This window comes from Mycobacterium appelbergii (genome assembly GCF_032883035.1).
Lineage (GTDB): Bacteria > Actinomycetota > Actinomycetes > Mycobacteriales > Mycobacteriaceae > Mycobacterium > Mycobacterium appelbergii.
The window spans coordinates 123,966-139,322 of record NZ_JAMQTH010000013.1; the positions used below are offsets into that span (position 1 = coordinate 123,966).

Annotated in this window: 20 protein-coding genes; 6 read left to right on the forward strand and 14 right to left on the reverse strand. The window is 65.5% G+C overall.

Annotated features, from left to right (window positions below; translation table 11 throughout):
* The first annotated feature begins 55 nt into the window (after nucleotides 1–55).
* The gene (locus M1247_RS26815; protein WP_317159440.1) at nucleotides 56–1,090 is read left to right on the forward strand and encodes an alpha/beta hydrolase; all 1,035 of its coding nucleotides are present in this window, start codon (nucleotides 56–58) and stop codon (nucleotides 1,088–1,090) included.
* 39 nt (nucleotides 1,091–1,129) lie between these two features.
* Nucleotides 1,130–1,387 (forward strand): hypothetical protein, encoded by a 258-nt coding sequence (locus M1247_RS26820; protein WP_317159441.1) that lies wholly within the window; start codon nucleotides 1,130–1,132, stop codon nucleotides 1,385–1,387.
* A 6-nt stretch (nucleotides 1,388–1,393) separates the two neighbouring features.
* Here the strand turns inward: M1247_RS26820 and M1247_RS26825 are convergent, their stop codons facing one another.
* Genes M1247_RS26825 through M1247_RS26870 form a run of 10 tightly spaced genes read right to left on the reverse strand, consistent with a single transcriptional unit; the run spans nucleotide 1,394 to nucleotide 9,255 of the window.
* Nucleotides 1,394–2,161, reverse strand: a complete 768-nt coding sequence (locus M1247_RS26825) for a GntR family transcriptional regulator (RefSeq protein WP_317159442.1) — start codon at nucleotides 2,159–2,161, stop codon at nucleotides 1,394–1,396.
* A 53-nt stretch (nucleotides 2,162–2,214) separates the two neighbouring features.
* Nucleotides 2,215–2,994, reverse strand: coding sequence for a 3-oxoacyl-ACP reductase FabG (gene fabG, locus M1247_RS26830; protein WP_317159443.1), 780 nt, complete (start codon nucleotides 2,992–2,994; stop codon nucleotides 2,215–2,217).
* A gap of 32 nt (nucleotides 2,995–3,026) precedes the next feature.
* A complete protein-coding gene (locus M1247_RS26835; RefSeq protein WP_317159546.1) occupies nucleotides 3,027–4,010 on the reverse strand; it encodes a phosphotransferase enzyme family protein in 984 nt (327 codons plus the stop codon).
* A gap of 31 nt (nucleotides 4,011–4,041) precedes the next feature.
* Nucleotides 4,042–4,707 carry a microcompartment protein gene (locus M1247_RS26840; RefSeq protein ID WP_317159444.1) on the reverse strand — a complete coding sequence of 222 codons (666 nt, stop codon included), beginning with the start codon at nucleotides 4,705–4,707 and terminating at the stop codon, nucleotides 4,042–4,044.
* Between the two features lie 2 nt (nucleotides 4,708–4,709).
* Nucleotides 4,710–4,991, reverse strand: a complete 282-nt coding sequence (locus tag M1247_RS26845; protein WP_085150254.1) for a BMC domain-containing protein — start codon at nucleotides 4,989–4,991, stop codon at nucleotides 4,710–4,712.
* 10 nt (nucleotides 4,992–5,001) lie between these two features.
* Nucleotides 5,002–5,271, reverse strand: a complete 270-nt coding sequence (locus M1247_RS26850; protein WP_317159445.1) for a EutN/CcmL family microcompartment protein — start codon at nucleotides 5,269–5,271, stop codon at nucleotides 5,002–5,004.
* A gap of 25 nt (nucleotides 5,272–5,296) precedes the next feature.
* Nucleotides 5,297–5,824 (reverse strand): hypothetical protein, encoded by a 528-nt coding sequence (locus M1247_RS26855; RefSeq protein ID WP_317159446.1) that lies wholly within the window; start codon nucleotides 5,822–5,824, stop codon nucleotides 5,297–5,299.
* Nucleotides 5,821–6,426 carry a BMC domain-containing protein gene (locus tag M1247_RS26860; RefSeq protein WP_317159447.1) on the reverse strand — a complete coding sequence of 202 codons (606 nt, stop codon included), beginning with the start codon at nucleotides 6,424–6,426 and terminating at the stop codon, nucleotides 5,821–5,823. The genes M1247_RS26855 and M1247_RS26860 overlap by 4 nt, the downstream gene beginning before the upstream one ends.
* A gap of 4 nt (nucleotides 6,427–6,430) precedes the next feature.
* Nucleotides 6,431–7,978 carry an aldehyde dehydrogenase family protein gene (locus tag M1247_RS26865; protein WP_317159448.1) on the reverse strand — a complete coding sequence of 516 codons (1,548 nt, stop codon included), beginning with the start codon at nucleotides 7,976–7,978 and terminating at the stop codon, nucleotides 6,431–6,433.
* Nucleotides 7,975–9,255: a class-III pyridoxal-phosphate-dependent aminotransferase gene (locus tag M1247_RS26870; protein ID WP_317159449.1), complete on the reverse strand. Its 1,281-nt coding sequence runs from the start codon at nucleotides 9,253–9,255 to the stop codon at nucleotides 7,975–7,977. The genes M1247_RS26865 and M1247_RS26870 overlap by 4 nt, the downstream gene beginning before the upstream one ends.
* 199 nt (nucleotides 9,256–9,454) lie before the next feature.
* Between M1247_RS26870 and M1247_RS26875 the strand changes: the two genes are divergently transcribed.
* Both M1247_RS26875 and M1247_RS26880 read left to right on the forward strand, forming a co-directional pair.
* Nucleotides 9,455–10,987, forward strand: coding sequence for an APC family permease (locus tag M1247_RS26875; RefSeq protein WP_317159450.1), 1,533 nt, complete (start codon nucleotides 9,455–9,457; stop codon nucleotides 10,985–10,987).
* A gap of 22 nt (nucleotides 10,988–11,009) precedes the next feature.
* Nucleotides 11,010–11,294 carry a hypothetical protein gene (locus M1247_RS26880; RefSeq protein ID WP_317159451.1) on the forward strand — a complete coding sequence of 95 codons (285 nt, stop codon included), beginning with the start codon at nucleotides 11,010–11,012 and terminating at the stop codon, nucleotides 11,292–11,294.
* On the opposite strand, the gene M1247_RS26885 is transcribed toward M1247_RS26880, so the two are convergent.
* The gene (locus M1247_RS26885; RefSeq protein ID WP_317159452.1) at nucleotides 11,241–12,140 is read right to left on the reverse strand and encodes an alpha/beta hydrolase; all 900 of its coding nucleotides are present in this window, start codon (nucleotides 12,138–12,140) and stop codon (nucleotides 11,241–11,243) included. The two genes, M1247_RS26880 and M1247_RS26885, sit on opposite strands and share 54 nt — an antisense overlap.
* A gap of 118 nt (nucleotides 12,141–12,258) precedes the next feature.
* On the opposite strand from M1247_RS26885, the gene M1247_RS26890 reads away from it, so the two are divergent.
* Nucleotides 12,259–12,816 carry a MerR family transcriptional regulator gene (locus M1247_RS26890; protein WP_410506955.1) on the forward strand — a complete coding sequence of 186 codons (558 nt, stop codon included), beginning with the start codon at nucleotides 12,259–12,261 and terminating at the stop codon, nucleotides 12,814–12,816.
* Between the two features lie 390 nt (nucleotides 12,817–13,206).
* The gene (locus M1247_RS26895; protein ID WP_458695254.1) at nucleotides 13,207–13,614 is read left to right on the forward strand and encodes a transglycosylase family protein; all 408 of its coding nucleotides are present in this window, start codon (nucleotides 13,207–13,209) and stop codon (nucleotides 13,612–13,614) included.
* An 8-nt stretch (nucleotides 13,615–13,622) separates the two neighbouring features.
* Here the strand turns inward: M1247_RS26895 and M1247_RS26900 are convergent, their stop codons facing one another.
* The 3 genes from M1247_RS26900 to M1247_RS26910 are packed head-to-tail and all read right to left on the reverse strand — an operon-like array spanning nucleotide 13,623 to nucleotide 15,352.
* On the reverse strand, nucleotides 13,623–14,408 hold the full coding sequence (locus M1247_RS26900) for an MHYT domain-containing protein (protein WP_317159454.1): 786 nt from the start codon (nucleotides 14,406–14,408) through the stop codon (nucleotides 13,623–13,625).
* A 13-nt stretch (nucleotides 14,409–14,421) separates the two neighbouring features.
* A complete protein-coding gene (locus M1247_RS26905; RefSeq protein WP_317159455.1) occupies nucleotides 14,422–15,006 on the reverse strand; it encodes a GTP-binding protein in 585 nt (194 codons plus the stop codon).
* Nucleotides 14,987–15,352, reverse strand: a complete 366-nt coding sequence (locus tag M1247_RS26910; protein WP_317159456.1) for a DUF742 domain-containing protein — start codon at nucleotides 15,350–15,352, stop codon at nucleotides 14,987–14,989. The genes M1247_RS26905 and M1247_RS26910 overlap by 20 nt, the downstream gene beginning before the upstream one ends.
* Between the last annotated feature and the right edge of the window lie 5 nt (nucleotides 15,353–15,357).

A 15,357-nucleotide genomic window follows, 5' to 3' on the forward strand; every position in this document is an offset into this window, starting at 1 on the left:
GCCGGTTCAAATTGTCCGGTGCGGGTATGCGTGGGAGTACAAGGAGCTGATCGAGATGACCGAGCAAGCGTCCTCGAAGGACGATGAACTGGGGAAGTCCCGTGGCAAGCGGATACTGCACCGCCGCCGCAGTGCCGAGTCCTTTGCGCTGAACACGGCCTGCCGCCTGGCCGTGCGTAATGCTGTGCGGGTGTGGGCTTTACTACCAGATGTGGCCTGGCCGTTGGGCGCGATCGACGGTTTCGTCGGACTCATACCGCGGCGCGTGACGGCCAGTGTCCGTGCAATACAGCTACCGAACTGCCCAGCCGAGTTCGTGCGGGCATCAGGGGCATCGACGCGAACCGCGATCCTGTATCTGCACGGCGGCGCGTTCCTCACCTGCGGACTCAACACCCACCGCAGTATGGCGGCGCGATTGTCGCGGGCCGCTGATGCGCTGGTACTCAACGTCGGTTACCGGATGCTGCCCGCATGCGGGCTTGCCGATGCGGTCGAGGACGCGTTGGCCGGGCTGTGGTGGCTGCGTCGCTGCGGCTACGACTCGCGCCGAATTGTCATCGCCGGAGACTCCGCGGGTGGCTTCCTCGCTCTCGCGGCGACTTTGAGGTCGATCGCAGAGGGTGCTCCACCGGTGGCAGGGGTGGCTGTAGTATCGCCGCTGATCGATCTCGATCCGGCGCGTAAACTGAGTCACCGCAACATTTCCCGGTGCTCGATGTTCACGGCCGCGGCGTTCTCCGCGTTCAACCGTCACGTGATGCGATCGCAACAACGGGCCGGACGGCGCGAGGTGCTCGACCCGGCGGTGGCCGATCTCTCCGAGATGCCGCCGGTCGCGATCCATGTCAGCACCGACGAATCGCTGCTGGCGGATTCGGAACTACTCGCCGAACGGCTGACCGATGCCGATCGACGGTGCGATCTGCATCTGTGGCGCGGACAGGTACACGACTTCCCGTTGGCTGCCGACATTCTGCCGGAAGGCCGCCGTGCCATCGGCTATGTGGGTGACTTCGTCAAAGAGGTGACCGGTACCCACCGGCGCCAGAGGCACGCACTTTCCGAGGACACCGAACAGCCGGCCTGACGGTGTTTCTCGGATGCCCGTCGCGGGCACCCAACCAGGATGACTGATCCCGATGATGGCACCGCGGCTCCCGACGATACCTTGCCACCAAGTGAGGCAACAGATTCCGAGGAGGTTGCGCCAAAGGCCGACGGCGACGAAGTGGTGGATCCCCCGCAGGAGTGGCACGGCGCCGACAAAACCGACAAACCGGACGGATCGGAATCGCTCGACGAAAAGCTCGGAGCCGAGGTCCCGGATCGGCCCGCGCAGGGTCCGCCCGACGACGATGGCTCCTTCTATTCTGTGGTCGACTGAATCCGCTCAGCCGGCCTGACGTTGCAGGGTGACCGAGGCGGTGTTGGCGTCCGGTCGCGCGGCGATACCGCGCCCCTGTGCGGTCACGGCCAGCGCCGTGCGGTCCCCGCGGAACAGGTCACGGGAGAACTCGCACGGCGTGCCGTTCTGGTCATAGGTGACCCGGGTGATCAGCAGCAGCGCAGCCTTCGGTTTGATCCCGAGCAAGGTGGCTTCGCTGCTCGTGGCGTTGACCGCCTCGATGCGCTCATCGGCCCGCGCGGTCACCAAACCGTAGTGAGATTCCAGCATTTCGTACAGGGACCCGCCCAGCTGCTGTTCGAGCAGCCCGGGAAACGTATCGGCGGGGAACTGGGCGTGTTCCAGCGAGATGGGTGAACCGTCGGCGAGCCGGACCCGGTGGATCTCGACGACATAGTCGCCGGGGCCCAGTCGGAGCGCGGTCCTGGTGGCCTGGTCGGGCGTCGTGATACGCGTCGAGAGCACCCGGGTGCCTGCGACGTAGCCCTGATTGGCCAGGAAGGCCGGTACCCCGACCACATCGGAAAGGTTGCGTTCGACCTGGCCGTGGCTGATAAAGATACCGCCGGACCGGCCGATCACCCGCTGTACCAGTCCGGCTTCCTCCAGTGCGGCGAGCACCTGACGCAGGCTCGAGCGGCTGGTGCCGTAGTGCTCGGCGAGGTCACGCTCGCTGCCCAGTTTGGCGCCGGGAGCGCCCGCATTGATGTCCGCGACGATCCGCCGTCGCAACTCCTCGCTCTGGGCTGCCACCCCGGCCCCTCCCTAACCCGTTATTGGTACAACCAATTCTAGCCGGGCGCCGCTCAGAGTTCGGCGATTGCGAGGTGTGATTCCGGCAGAATCTGACCGCCGTCCACGACCAGCGACTGGCCGGTGATATAGGCCGCCTCGTCGGTGGCGAAGAACAATGCCGCGTTGCCGATGTCGGCGACCGAACCGAGCCGACCAGCGGGCACCGCCGAGGCCATTTGGTCGAGATATTCCTGGCCCAAATCGTCCAGGCCCTCCGTCACGATGTTGCCGGGCAGCACCGCGTTGATGGTGATCTTCTTCGGGGCGAGCTCCATTGCGGCGGTGCGCAGGAAACCCAGCTGCGCAGCCTTGCTGGCGCCATAGTGCGACCAGCCGGGATAGCCGGTGATGGGGCCGGTGATCGACGAGGTGATCACGACGCGGCCGTGGCCGCTGTCGGTCAGCGCCGCCAGGGCGGCCTGCACGATGTACACGGTTCCCTTGAAGTTGACCGCCAGCACCTGCTCGATGTCCTCGGGGGTGAGGTCCTCCAACCGTCCGGACGGGAAGATGCCGGCATTCGCGCAGACGATATCCAGCGCGCCGTGACGTTGCACGGCTTCTCCGACCACCCGACGGGCGTCCTCGGGGCTGGACACATCGGCGCTCAGCGCACTGACCCGGCCGGGCGCACCGGCCAGTGCCGAGACGGTCTTGTCCAGGTCCGCCTGGTTGCGCCCGGTGATCAGCACGTCGACACCGGCGTTGGCGAACGTCTCGGCGATGCCGCGTCCGATGCCCTTGCTGCCGCCGGTGACGACGGCCGAACGGCCCTGCAGAGAATTGAACATAGGTGTGTCCTTCAGATGGTTGTCGGGCCCGCTCAGGTCAATCGCAGGCCGTTGGAACTGAGGTAACGCTCGGACAGCGCGCAGCTTCCTGCGGCATAGCTGATCGCTTTGGTGGCCGATTCCTTGGAGTGGCTGTGACTTCCCATCCACGCCAGCAACAGCAGCCGTCGCAACAACACGAACGAGGCCAGCATCTCCTCGTCCTCGACGGGCAACTCCCGGCGCGAGCGGTAGCCGGCAACCCACGATTCCTGCCACTGCGGTAGCGCCGGATCATCCTCGATGAACGACACAGCGGTGCCGAAATCGTAGAAATACCAACCGAACCCACAATCATCGAAATCGATCACAGTGATCGCTGGCGGGTCGACCAGCAGGTTGGCCAGCCGCAGGTCGGCGTGGATGAGCCCGAACCGGTCTCCTCCGGTGCCGTAGGCCTCGAGCCGGTCCCGCAGCAGGGCCTGCGCGCGCTCCAGCACCGCACGCTCAGACGGTCCGACACCCTCGGCATCGTGCCAGCGGCCCCACCTGGGCTGCTCGCCGAGACTGTGCTCCCAGTCCCAGGCGAACCGGCCGAACGTGGCGGGCCGGACCCAGCGCTGCGAATGTTCGTGCAACGCAGCGGTGATCCGCCCCAAGGTATGGAAATCGTGGACCGTCACGGAGTCCTCATCGGGCTCCGCGCCACCGACCATGTCGAAATGCACGACGTGGCGGGGCATCCCGTCGACCTCGACGGTGACCAGCCGGCGGCCGTCCTGGGCTGGAAGCACAGTCGGAACGGTGACATCGCTGTCCACGCGCAGCGCATCCAGCCAGTCCAGTTCCGACTCGATTTCGTGCGGCCGGTGGTAGTTCTGCCGGTGAACCCGCAGGATGGACTGGGTACCGTCATCCTCCACCAGATAGGTGGCATTCTCCGACAGGTTGAGCAGCCGCAGCGACGCCTCGGGTGAGATGTCGTACTGCGCGAGCGCCAACTGCGCGACCGCTATGTCATCGGAGATCACGCTCATCAGTCTCGTCTCCTCTTCGCGCAAGCGCTCATCAGTGTTCCCGCCCTTCGATCCCGGCCAGTACTTCAGTGATGCGATCACGAGCCACCGTGACATCGGCGACGCTGCCGCCGATGTAGAGCCGACCCGCCGCTCCGATCATCTGCACGTCCACCACGGTAAGCCCAGGGGCTGCCCGCTCGGCCTCGTTGGCGGCCACGGCGGCGAACAGCGCCGGGGTCATCTCGTAGACCAGCAGTGATTGGCCGGGCATGATCATCGATGCCTGCCGGTTGCGGTTGAGGATCACCGCATGCTGGTCGGTGATGTCTTCGATGATGTCGTGGTACAGCACCCGTGGCCGCAGCTGATCGGCCGCCTTGTTGCCGGTTCCGGTGAGGATCGCCTCCCCGGCTCGGCGTACGTCGGACAGATCGGCGGAGTGGATCTCCAGCACCCCGAACTGCCGTTCCACGTAGAGGATTCCGGGCTGGATGCCGGGAACCTCGCGTAGCGCCAGGTCGATCACCCGCTCGATCGCCAGGGCGGGGGACACCTCGACGATCAGCGCGTGTTCACCCGCATACGGTGGGTAGCCGCGGGCACGGGTGGGTGTACCGAGGTAAGCGGCGAACTGGCGCTGCAGATCCTCCACCAGCAGGTAGACCCTGATGTCGGTCCGTTGCGCCGTCTCGGTCGCAGTTACGGGCGTAGCCATGGCTACTTGCTGGAGACCGAGAAGTGGGCGCCGAGCTCGTTGTGCGGCCGCGGGATGACATGCACGCTGACCAGTTCGCCAACCTGCGATGCGGTCTCCGCACCGGCCTCGGTGGCGGCCTTCACAGCGCCGACCTCACCGGTGACGATGACGGCCACCAGTCCGTCGCCGACCTGCTGACGGTCGGTGATGGTGACATTCGCGGCCTTCACCATGGCGTCTGCGGCGGCCAGCGCGGCCACGTAACCTTTGGTCTCGATCAGCCCGATTGCATTGCTGGACATGGGTTTCTCCTTATTTGTTGCGCGGTGACGAACCGCTGGGGTTGGCGTCGATGGATCCGATGATGAGCGCATCGACCGGCGGCGGGGTGCCGGTGAACCAGTTTGCGGCCACCGAACCCTGGGCGATCAGGACGTGCTCGCCCACCCCGGTGCCGAGCACATCGAACGCGACCATCGTGGAGCCGGTGCCGTCGACCTCGACCTCGAGGAACGCGCCGGCGGGTATGCCGTCGATGCGCCGGGTCGACCACACATTGCCGGTGACAACTGCTGCGATCACATTCGCTCCTTCGTCGATGGGGACATCATCGGCGCTCCTTCTGGATCGTGATGCCGAGGGTGCGGGCCTTCTCCCTGGCCAGCGGGGTGATGACGGCCCGGGGGCCGAGCACCAGGGTGCCGCCGGCGAGGTCGGCGACATGGCGTTCGGTGACGGCGCCGCTGTCGACGCGGTGGACCGCACCACCGCCGGAAGCGCCCGCGCCGCCGGCCAGTCGGAAGCTCAGCCGCCCGGTCTTCAGATCGGCGCGGGTCTTCGGGCTGTCGAAGAGCCGCAGCAACTTCCGCACGAACGCATCCAGGTCGGAGTCCTTGGCCAGGCGGACCGTTTCGACGCGGTTGCGGCCCTCGACAGCCTGGGGCCCGGTCGGGCTCACGCCGATCTGCTCGGCTGCGGTCGGCGAAGCTGACAATCCGGCCACGGTCTGTGCGGCCGGTGCAGGTGGCGGGGATGCTGGAGGTGCTGGTGCCGGTGTGGCGGTGGACAATCCGGCCACCGCGTCCCGAACCACCTCGCGCACCAGGGCCCGCAGTTCGTTGCGGTCGAGGGTCACGGGGTGCTCCTGGACAGCGCATCCCTGGCGGCGTCGGCGGCCTGACGGATGTCGGCCTCGGTGCCGGACAGGTACACCCGGCCCGTGGCGCCGATCATGCGGAAGTCGACGACCTTGATGTCGGCGGCCTTCTCGGCCTCATTGGTGGCCAGGATCGCATACGAGGCGGGCTGGACTTCCAGGACGAACAGCGATTCGCCCGGCAGCACCATCGAGCCGATCTTGTTGCGGTTGATCAGGAATGCGTGCTGATGGTCGACGCTGGAAATGATTCGGGAGGCCAGGACACGAGGAGGCACCGCGCTTCCTATATCGCCGCCCAGCTCATCCAGCGCAGCATCGGCCGCGGCCTTGACCGCACCGGTCTCCCCGTGGAATTCCAGGTAGCCGAACTGTCGCTCGACCACCAGGATTCCGGCCTTGACCTCGGCGTGCTTGAGTGCGACGTCGGTGACGCCCTCGATGTCCAGACCCGGTGCCACCTCGATGATCTGGGCGGCCATGTTGGCCCGGGGTAGCGCACCCTTGATCCAGGTGCCCAGATACGACATGGTCTGCGGTTGCAGCCGGTCGATGAAGATAAACGAACGCAGTTCAGCCACAGCCCTACCTCTTGATCAGTTGTGCGAGTTCTTCGACGACCAGCGCGCGCAGTTCGGCGCGCAGCACGTCCAGGCCAGGATCGGTCGACCGGGTGGGAGCGGGGTGGTTGCGCCGCGGAGTAACCGGGGCTCCGTCGCGGTCATTGGAGGCCCGCGGATACTCGGGCACCGCACCGGCCGGTGAGTGCCACGGGCTGATGCCCGCGAAATTGCCCATCACCACGCCGGGTTCGTTGTTGTACGCGATCCGGGACCAGTTGATCAGGTTCTCGGGCTGCAGATTCTCGCCGATCGAGCTGCGCCCCATGAATCCGGTACCGATGGTCATCGACGGTGCCAGGTTGGTGTCCAGTCCGGAGCTGCCCGTGCTGTTACCGACATTCACCGACACCCGCAACACCGGGACCTGTGCGGCGAAATCGGTGATCACCGCCGGATTCTCGCTGTGAATGGCAGCGGAGTGACCGGCCCCGCCGATCCGCACCACGGCGCGGGCGGCCCGGATGCCACGCGCCGCGTCGGCCGCGGTGGTCATGCCGAGGACCGGCGACAGCTTCTCGTGCGCCAGCATCTCCTCGGCGATCACATTGTCGAACGGCGCGATGAGCACCCGGGTCTTCGGGGTGACCCGCAGCCCGGCCTGTCCGGCTATCCAGGCGGCGTCGCGGCCGACCACCTCGGTGTTGAGGTGCCCATCGGCGAACATGTACGCGCGCAGCCGTCGCGCCCCGTCCTCGTCGAGGATGTGGGTGCCGGCCCTGGTCAACGCCGAACGCAACTTGTCAGCGATGGCGTCCTCGGCGATGAGCACCGATTCGTTGGTGCACAGCACGGAGTTGTCGAACGCCTTGCTGTCCACGATCCGCTGTGCGGCAGCTGAGATGTCGGCGCTGGCGTCGACGAACACCGGCACGTTACCGGGGCCTACGCCCAGTGCCGGGTTTCCCGACGAATACGCCGCACGCACCACCCCGGTTCCACCGGTCGCGACGATGACGTCGGTGCGTTCATCGGCCATCAACGCCTGCACCAGTGGAATCGAGGGTTCGTCGACCACCTGCACGATGCCGTCGGGTGCGCCTGCGGCCACCGCCGCCTCGGCGAGCACGCGGGCGGCGTCGGCTGAGCACTGCTTGGCTCGCGGGTGCGGGGCGACGACGACGGCATTACGCGTCATCAGCGCCAGGATCACCTTGAAGTACACGGTGGCAACGGGATTGGTCGTCGGTGTCAGTGCCAGCACCACGCCGGCGGGGCGGGGGAGTTCCACGATCTTGCGGGCGGTGTCCACCCGCGGCGACACATAGTCTTCGCCGCTGTAGTAGTCGACGATGCCCCGTGAGCAGGCCCGGTTCTTGGTCACCTTGTCGGCGACCACGCCCATGCCGGTCTCGGCGACTGCCTCGGTGGCGAACCGTTCAGCGTGCGCGTAACCGGCATCGGCCACAGCGGCAACAATTCTCGACACGGCCGCCGCGTCGTAGTCGGCGTACGCCGCGCCCGCCCAGCCGGCGCGTTCGAGCATGTGCCCGGCCTGCGATATGGAAGTCATGAGGCCCTCCGTGACGTAGCGGCGGTCTTGGCTCGGCCGACCGCTACTTCGAGGCGGTCCAGAACGTCCTCACACAGTTCCCGCGAAAGCAGGAGACCTGGCTTGAACTGCAGCACACGGGGATCCAATGTCGAGAAGATCGCCCACACTCCGTTCTCGTAAAGTTCGCGCATCACGAACTTGGCGCCTTCGGGATGATCGAACTCCAACCCGATCACCACGCCGTTCTGTCGGATACCGACGAACCAGCCCGGATAGTCGGCCTGGATGCGGCGCAGGCCCTGATCGAAGATGTCGGCGATGTAGTGCACCATCGAGCGCACCTCGGGGCGGCCGCTGATCTCGATGGTCTTGATGGCTGCGACACAACCGAGTTCGGCACCACCGAAGGTGGAGATGTGGCCGAAGCCGTCCTCGTCGAGCCATTGCGCGGCGCGGTCGCCCAGCAGGGCCGCGGTGATCGGGTACATGCCGCCGGACAGGCCCTTTCCGGTGACCAGGATGTCGGGCTCGATGCCGTGCTTGGTGATAGCCCACATCTCGCCGGTCCGCATCAGACCGGTCTGCACCTCGTCGGCGATGTAGAGCGCGCCGTGCTTTTCGGTGACGGCCTTGACCGCCTCGAGGTAACCCGGTGGGGGAAGCGGGAATCCGTAGGTGGCCGGGATGGTCTCCATGATCACCGCGGCGACATCGTTGCCCGCCAGGGCCTGCTCCATCGCAGCGATGTCACCGAAGGGCACCTGGATGAACTCGTCGGGCTGATCGGCCAGGAACATCTTGGCGAACCGGCTGTCGCCCGTGGCCACCGCCAGGCCGGTGTGACCGTGGTAGGCCTTGATGATCGAGACGATCTTGCGGCGCTGAGTGGCGTGCCGCGCGCTCTTGAGCGCGATGTCGATGGCCTCACCACCACCTGACCCGAAGGCCACCTTCTTGAGTGAGGCCGGCGCCGATTCGATCAGCCGCTGTGCCAGCGCGGTGCGGGCGACCGACGGGAAATGGTGATTGCCGACGTCGAAGTGCTCCATGCCCTCGGTGATCGCCTGCATGACTTCGGGATTGCGGTGACCCAGGTTGTAGGTGCCGCCGTTGAGGTGCATGTCGATCAGGCGACGCCCGCTCATGTCCCACAGGAAATAGCCCTCGCGGCGGTCGATCACCAGGTCGACCCCGGTGTCGGTCCAGAACTGGGTCTTGTCCGGATTCCAGAAAGTTTTGGCCCGTTCCAGGACCTCGGCCTTCGACTCAAACGCGAATGTGCCGTAGTCGTACATGCGGCTCCCTCTTGAGCTACTTCCCCTGAGCTACTCGGTAGCTGTGATGGCCCTCACCGTAAACGGTTGCAACCATTTCTGTCAATGGTTGAGGTTGGGGGTTGCGGTGAGCATTTGGTAGTGCCAATATACGTAAGGTTCGTGATGTGGTCCACGCCACACCGACTACCCACTGTGAGTCTGGAAGGTAAGGCAGTAGATGACCGAACAAGCTGTCACGGGCGGCAAAGATGCAGCTCATGACGTACAACGCCTGAAACGCAACGCCGTCGGCACCCTCGGCGTCATCTTCATGGCGGTCGCGACCGCCGCGCCGATCACCGCAATGGTCGGTAACGTCCCGATCGCGGTCGGCTTCGGAAATGGTTCACATGCTCCGGCGGGCTACATCGTCGCAACGATCGTGCTCGGGCTGTTTGCGATCGGTTACGCAACGATGGCAAAGCACATCACCACGACCGGCGCCTTCTACGGCTACATTTCCCACGGGTTGGGTCGCATCGTCGGACTCGCCGCCGGCGGGCTGATCACCATGGCCTACGTGGTGTTCGAGGCGTCGCTGATCGGAATCTTCTCCTTCTTCTTCCAGAACCTCCTGCAATCGCAGTTCGGCGTCCAGATCCACTGGATCGTGCCGGCGCTGCTCATGCTGGCGGCCAATACGATCCTCACCTACTTCGACGTCAACCTGACCGCCAAGGTGCTCGGTGTCTTCCTGGTGACCGAGATCTTCATGCTGTCCCTGGGTGCGCTGGCCGTGCTGTTCAAGGGCGGCGGCCCCAAGGGGTTCGCGGTCGGGGAGATTCTGAACCCCATCGGGGCATTCCAGCCCGCGGCGATCGCCGGTGCCAGTGCGGGGTTGGGCCTGTTCTTCGCATTCTGGTCGTGGGTCGGGTTCGAGTCGACCGCCATGTACGGCGAGGAGTCGAAGGACCCGAAGCGGATCATCCCCCGCGCCACCATGCTCAGCGTTCTCGGTGTCGGCCTGTTCTACGTGTTCGTATCCTGGATGGCGATCGCAGGCACCGGCCCGGAAAAAGCGGTCGACCTGGCCCAGAACGCCGACACCGCATCGGAGATCTTCTTCGGTCCGGTGCGCTCCACCTATGGCGACTGGGCGATCACCCTGTTCAACATCCTGCTGGTCACCGGTTCGTTCGCCTGCGGCATGGCCTTCCACAACTGTGCGTCGCGGTATCTGTACGCACTCGGCCGCGAAGGGCTGTCCGTCAAGCTGCAGAGGACCTTGGGCGCGACCCATCCCACGCACGGCTCGCCCTATGTGGCGTCGTTCGTCCAGAGCGGTATCACGCTGGTGATCATCCTGGCATTCCTGTTCGCCGGCATGGATCCCTACATCCACATGTACACGCTGCTGGCGATCCTCGGAACCATGGCGATCCTGATTGTGCAGTCCCTGTGCGCGTTCTCGGTGATCAGTTACTTCCACATCCGCAAGAACCACCCGGTGTCCAAGCACTGGTTCAAGACCCTGGTCGCACCGGGGCTCGGTGGGATCGGGATGCTCTATGTCGTCTACCTGCTGTGGGAGCACAAAGACGCCGCGGCGGGCACCGCTTCCGGCACCCTGCTGTTCACCCTCACACCGTGGATTGTGGTGGGGCTGTTCATCTTCGGCGCCGCGATGGCCACGTACTTCAAGCTGCGCGACCCGCGGCGGTATGAGCTGATCGGCCGGGTCGTGTTCGAAGACACCGTGGTACGGGATTAGTGGTTCGGCCAACTGAACGCTGATGGATTCGTTCGATCGACGGATACTGCAGTTCGTCCTCGCGTGGGCTCCATATGGGGGTCCACGCGAGGACGAAGTCTGGAATCAGTTCGGCATGACGGTCGAGCAACTCCGTGACCGGTTCAGCAGGCTGGTGACAGATCTGGTGGCGCGGTTGCGGTCGTTGCCTGCCACCGATCGCGCCCTGGTGGAGAAGGCGTGCGTGCACCTCGGCCGGGAGCGGCGTTCACGATCAGCTGAACGCGACCCGCAGGCTCTCGGTCTGGCTGGCCAGAAACGCGCGTGACACCGCGGTTTTCGGCGCGATCTGGTCGAAGCCGTGGAAGGCACCGTCGACCACCTCGACCTGGCAGGGCACCCCGGCGGCGCGTAGCCGCTCGGCATAGCTGAGGTCCTCATCGTGGAACAGGTCGAGGGTGCCGACACCGATCCACGCGGGCGGCAGACCAGACAGATCCTCCTGCCGGGCCGGCACCGCGACTGCAGGATCGGCGGTGCCGAGGTACGCCGACCAGCCGAACTTGTTACTGCCCTGCGTCCACAGCCGGTGCCCCGGATGGTCAAGGCCGAGTGCGTGCCCGCTGCGGTCGTCGAGCATCGGATACACCAGCAGCTGCGAGGCCAGGGCGATCTCGCCGCGATCGCGGGCGAGCAGGGCCAGCGCCGCCGCCAGACCGCCACCGGCGCTCGCCCCGCCGACGGCCACGCGTGCCGGATCCACCGAAGGCAGGCCCGCCAGCCAGGTCAGCGCCGAGTAACTGTCCTCGAGGCCGGCCGGGTAGGGATGCTGCGGGGCCAGCCGGTATTCCACCGAGGCGACCGTGGCGCCGAGTTCATCGGCGAACCGACTGCACAGCGCGTCGTCCTGTGCCGCACTGCCCAACACGTAGCCTCCGCCGTGCAGCCACAACAGCGCGGGGCCCGGTACCGTGGCGCCCGACGGCCGGTACAGCCGCACCCCGACGCCCGAGGTCAGCGTCAGGACCTCGACACCCTCCGCCGCGCGCCGTCCCATCAGGCCCGTCATCCGCTGGAAGACCGGCAACGTGGTGCGCGTGACCACCTGACGTGGGATGAAGCGGGCGATACGTTCCAGGTCAGGATGAAACCGGGTCGCGGTGGTGGCTGTCACACAGTCAGTTCTACCGCGTGTGCTTGATTTCGGTACCAGATACCGCGCCTTGAGCCTCCCCTTGCAGGAGACATCACACTGATCGCGTGACCATTGACGTATCCATCGGTGACTTTGGCTGACGCAGTTGTCGGTGAAGACGTTGCGGCACTACCACGACGTCGGCCTGCTGGAACCGGACCGCGTGGATCCGTCCACCGGCTACCGGTATTACACCCCTGCGCAGGTGCCGACCGCCCAGGTGGTACGCCGGCTCCGTCAGTTGGGCATGCCCATCGCCGACGTGCGTGCGGTGCTGACCTCGGCGCCCACCGATCGCAACCGATTGATCGCCGGTTATCTCCAGCGGCTGGAAAACCAGCTCGCCGAGACGCGCACGGCAGTCGAATCGCTGCGGGCGATTCTCGAGCGGCCCGCAGGGAACTCCGCAGGCCCGCCGATCGAACATCTCAGCGTCGCAGCGACATCCGCGGCCGCGATCACCGCGACGGTCTTCATCCCGGTCGATCGCGGTGTGCGGTCAGCGGGGCGGGTGCAGGAAGTGGTCATTAACCGCCACGAGATCAGTGTCGAGGGCCCGCTGCGCGAGTATTACGAGCGGTTCTACTGGGACACAGACGATTCCGCACAGTGGTCGACGACCCTGTGTTGGCCGGTATTCCGCGCCGACGCATGAGCACGCAGCACGGACAGACCGCCAACCTCATAGGCCACATTTATAACTTCAGCCACTGGCAGCAAACAAACCACTCAAATCACAATTACATCAATTGCATCATCAAACACAATTAACACTTCTGCCCCTTAATTTCCCTCGCCGAAGCTTGCCTCCGGCGGACGCGGCGCGACACGCCCGGGGGTCGATCGTTCATAATCCCCGCTACCTGCGTAAACATCGTGTCAAATGCGGCAAGTCCCGTTACGCACACTGGCCCCATAGGCCTCATGGGGTATAAGGCAGCTCATAGAACCCTGTGAGGATAATTCGTCCGCCTGGTTTATTTGCGCCCCATCCGTAAGCCTGGAATCACGGGTAAGCAAAATCCGACATGACGGAGGGGTCAGCATGAGGGGGCGGATGGCCGTCGCGGCGGCCGCGCTGGTCGGTCTGCTCGGTGGCGCTCAGGTGTTGGCAACCCCCGTTGCCAACGCGGAGCCCAACTGGGATGCCATGGCTCAATGCGAATCGGGCGGGAACTGGTCGGCGAACACCGGAAATGGATTCTATGGCGGTCTTCAGTTCACCCCGGCGACCTGGGCATCGAACGGGGGCGTCGGCTCTCCGGCCGCGGCAAGTCGTGAAGAACAGATCCGGGTCGCCCGAAATGTGCTGCAAACCCAGGGCATTGGAGCGTGGCCGGTATGCGGCGGGCCGGTCGCTCAGGTGGCGGGGACATGCAGGCAACTGGTCGGGTGGATACCCATCGGTCGACTGCCGCGGTTGTGCACCGAGATCCTCAAGCCGTTCACCTGAGGCCGGGCCTACCGGTGTTTGCCTGCCGCCGAAGCGACGGGGCGTGAGCTGGATTGCGTGGCATTCGCGCCGCGATCGGACGCCAGCATCACGGCGGTGATCGGAACGACGAGCGCCAGCAAGCCGATCACGAAGACCGGGAACAGGAACGAGAATGCCTCGGGCCCACCGGGAACCGGTGCGGTGCGATCGACGGTCACCCGGACCGCGGCCATGCCCGTGTAGTGCATGCCGACGACAGCGACGCCCATCACGAGCCCTGCGGCGAATCGCAGCACAGGTGACTTCAGCGCGAGGGTGAACCACAGCGCCGCCGTCGCCGCGACGATGGCGATGAGGAAGGACAGGACGACCAGAAATTTGTCGTAGGAGATCGTGCCCTGTATCTGCATCGCCCACATGCCCGTGTAGTGCATCGAGGCGACCGCCAGGCCGGTGATCACACCACCGGCGATGAGCCGGCGCAGATCGAAGGTGCGGCCGATGGTGACCAATCCGCCGAATACCGCCGAGATCGCCAGCACCGCAGAGGCGACCGTCCAGCCGAGGTGGTAGCGGACCACGCTGTTCGGGATTGCGAAGCCGAGCATCGCAATGAAATGCATGAGCCAGATCCCGACGCCGCCGATGGCGATGGCCGCCATGAGGAGCCAGCGCAGCCGGTCGCGTTCGTTGGCCGCCGCGGCGCCGCAGCGGGTACAGGCCAGCCCGACGACCGAGCCGGTCACCGACACGATGTAGGCCAGAAACAGCAGCCAGAGGCCCATGTCGAAGTGGTGCACGTGATGGTTCATGAATCAGTTCCTATCAGGGCACTGTCGTCGTCAGACGATCCAGTGCGTACGAGGTGATGGCGATCAACGCGTTCTTCGCCGAATCACGTTGGCGTGCGTCGACACTGATGATCGGCACGTTCGGGGACACGGCCAGGGCCTCACGCAGATCTTCGGTGGCGTGGGTCGGGGCATCGTCGAACTTGTTGACGGCCACCAGGAATGGGAGGCTGCGTGCCTCGAAGAAATCGACGGCCGCGAAGCTGTCCTCGAGCCTGCGGGTGTCGACCAGCACCACCGCGCCGATCGCGCCGCGGACCAGGTCGTCCCACATGAACCAGAACCGGCGTTGCCCTGGGGTGCCGAACAAGTAGAGCACGAGGTCGCTTGCGATCGTGATCCGGCCGAAATCCATTGCCACCGTGGTTGTCTCTTTGCCCGGGGTCGCTTCGAGGTCGTCGTAGCCCTGCGAGACGGTCGTGACGAGGGCCTCGGTGCGCAACGGCACGATCTCCGACACGGCGCCGACGAACGTGGTTTTGCCGACCCCGAAGCCGCCGGCGATCACGATCTTCGTCGACGACCTCGTCACGTCGGAGTCAGAGTGCGCGTAATCCACTGAGGGTCCTTTCGATCAGTCGGCGCCGCTCCGAAACGGTCGTATGGTCGGTCAGTGTGGCGTGAACGCGAAGATGGCCGCTCTCCACCAGATCGCCCACAAGTACCCTTGTCACCCCGACAGGCAGACCGGCGTATGCCGAGATCTCGGCGATCGACGGCCGGTCACCGCACAACCGGATGATGACGGCGGGAGCATCCCCCGGCGCACACTCGAGCTCCCCGCTCGACACCAGGGCCTCCACCGATGCCTCGATCGGTATCTCGATCCGCGCGCGGGTCCGCCCGCCGGTCAGCGTGTACGGTCTGGCGCGACTTGCTGATTGCTTCTGTCCGGCCCTGTCCATGCTGA

Bases quoted from the DNA above. Each gene is read 5' to 3' on its own strand.
- M1247_RS26815 (WP_317159440.1), top strand. From the start codon at position 56: ATGACCGAGCAAGCGTCCTCGAAGGACGATGAACTGGGGAAGTCCCGT.
- M1247_RS26820 (WP_317159441.1), top strand. From the start codon at position 1,130: ATGACTGATCCCGATGATGGCACCGCGGCTCCCGACGATACCTTGCCA.
- fabG (WP_317159443.1), bottom strand. From the start codon at position 2,994: ATGTTCAATTCTCTGCAGGGCCGTTCGGCCGTCGTCACCGGCGGCAGC.
- M1247_RS26835 (WP_317159546.1), bottom strand. From the start codon at position 4,010: ATGAGCGTGATCTCCGATGACATAGCGGTCGCGCAGTTGGCGCTCGCG.
- M1247_RS26840 (WP_317159444.1), bottom strand. From the start codon at position 4,707: ATGGCTACGCCCGTAACTGCGACCGAGACGGCGCAACGGACCGACATC.
- M1247_RS26845 (WP_085150254.1), bottom strand. From the start codon at position 4,991: ATGTCCAGCAATGCAATCGGGCTGATCGAGACCAAAGGTTACGTGGCC.
- M1247_RS26865 (WP_317159448.1), bottom strand. From the start codon at position 7,978: ATGACTTCCATATCGCAGGCCGGGCACATGCTCGAACGCGCCGGCTGG.
- M1247_RS26870 (WP_317159449.1), bottom strand. From the start codon at position 9,255: ATGTACGACTACGGCACATTCGCGTTTGAGTCGAAGGCCGAGGTCCTG.
- M1247_RS26875 (WP_317159450.1), top strand. From the start codon at position 9,455: ATGACCGAACAAGCTGTCACGGGCGGCAAAGATGCAGCTCATGACGTA.
- M1247_RS26880 (WP_317159451.1), top strand. From the start codon at position 11,010: ATGGATTCGTTCGATCGACGGATACTGCAGTTCGTCCTCGCGTGGGCT.
- M1247_RS26895 (WP_458695254.1), top strand. From the start codon at position 13,207: ATGAGGGGGCGGATGGCCGTCGCGGCGGCCGCGCTGGTCGGTCTGCTC.
- M1247_RS26900 (WP_317159454.1), bottom strand. From the start codon at position 14,408: ATGAACCATCACGTGCACCACTTCGACATGGGCCTCTGGCTGCTGTTT.
- M1247_RS26910 (WP_317159456.1), bottom strand. From the start codon at position 15,352: ATGGACAGGGCCGGACAGAAGCAATCAGCAAGTCGCGCCAGACCGTAC.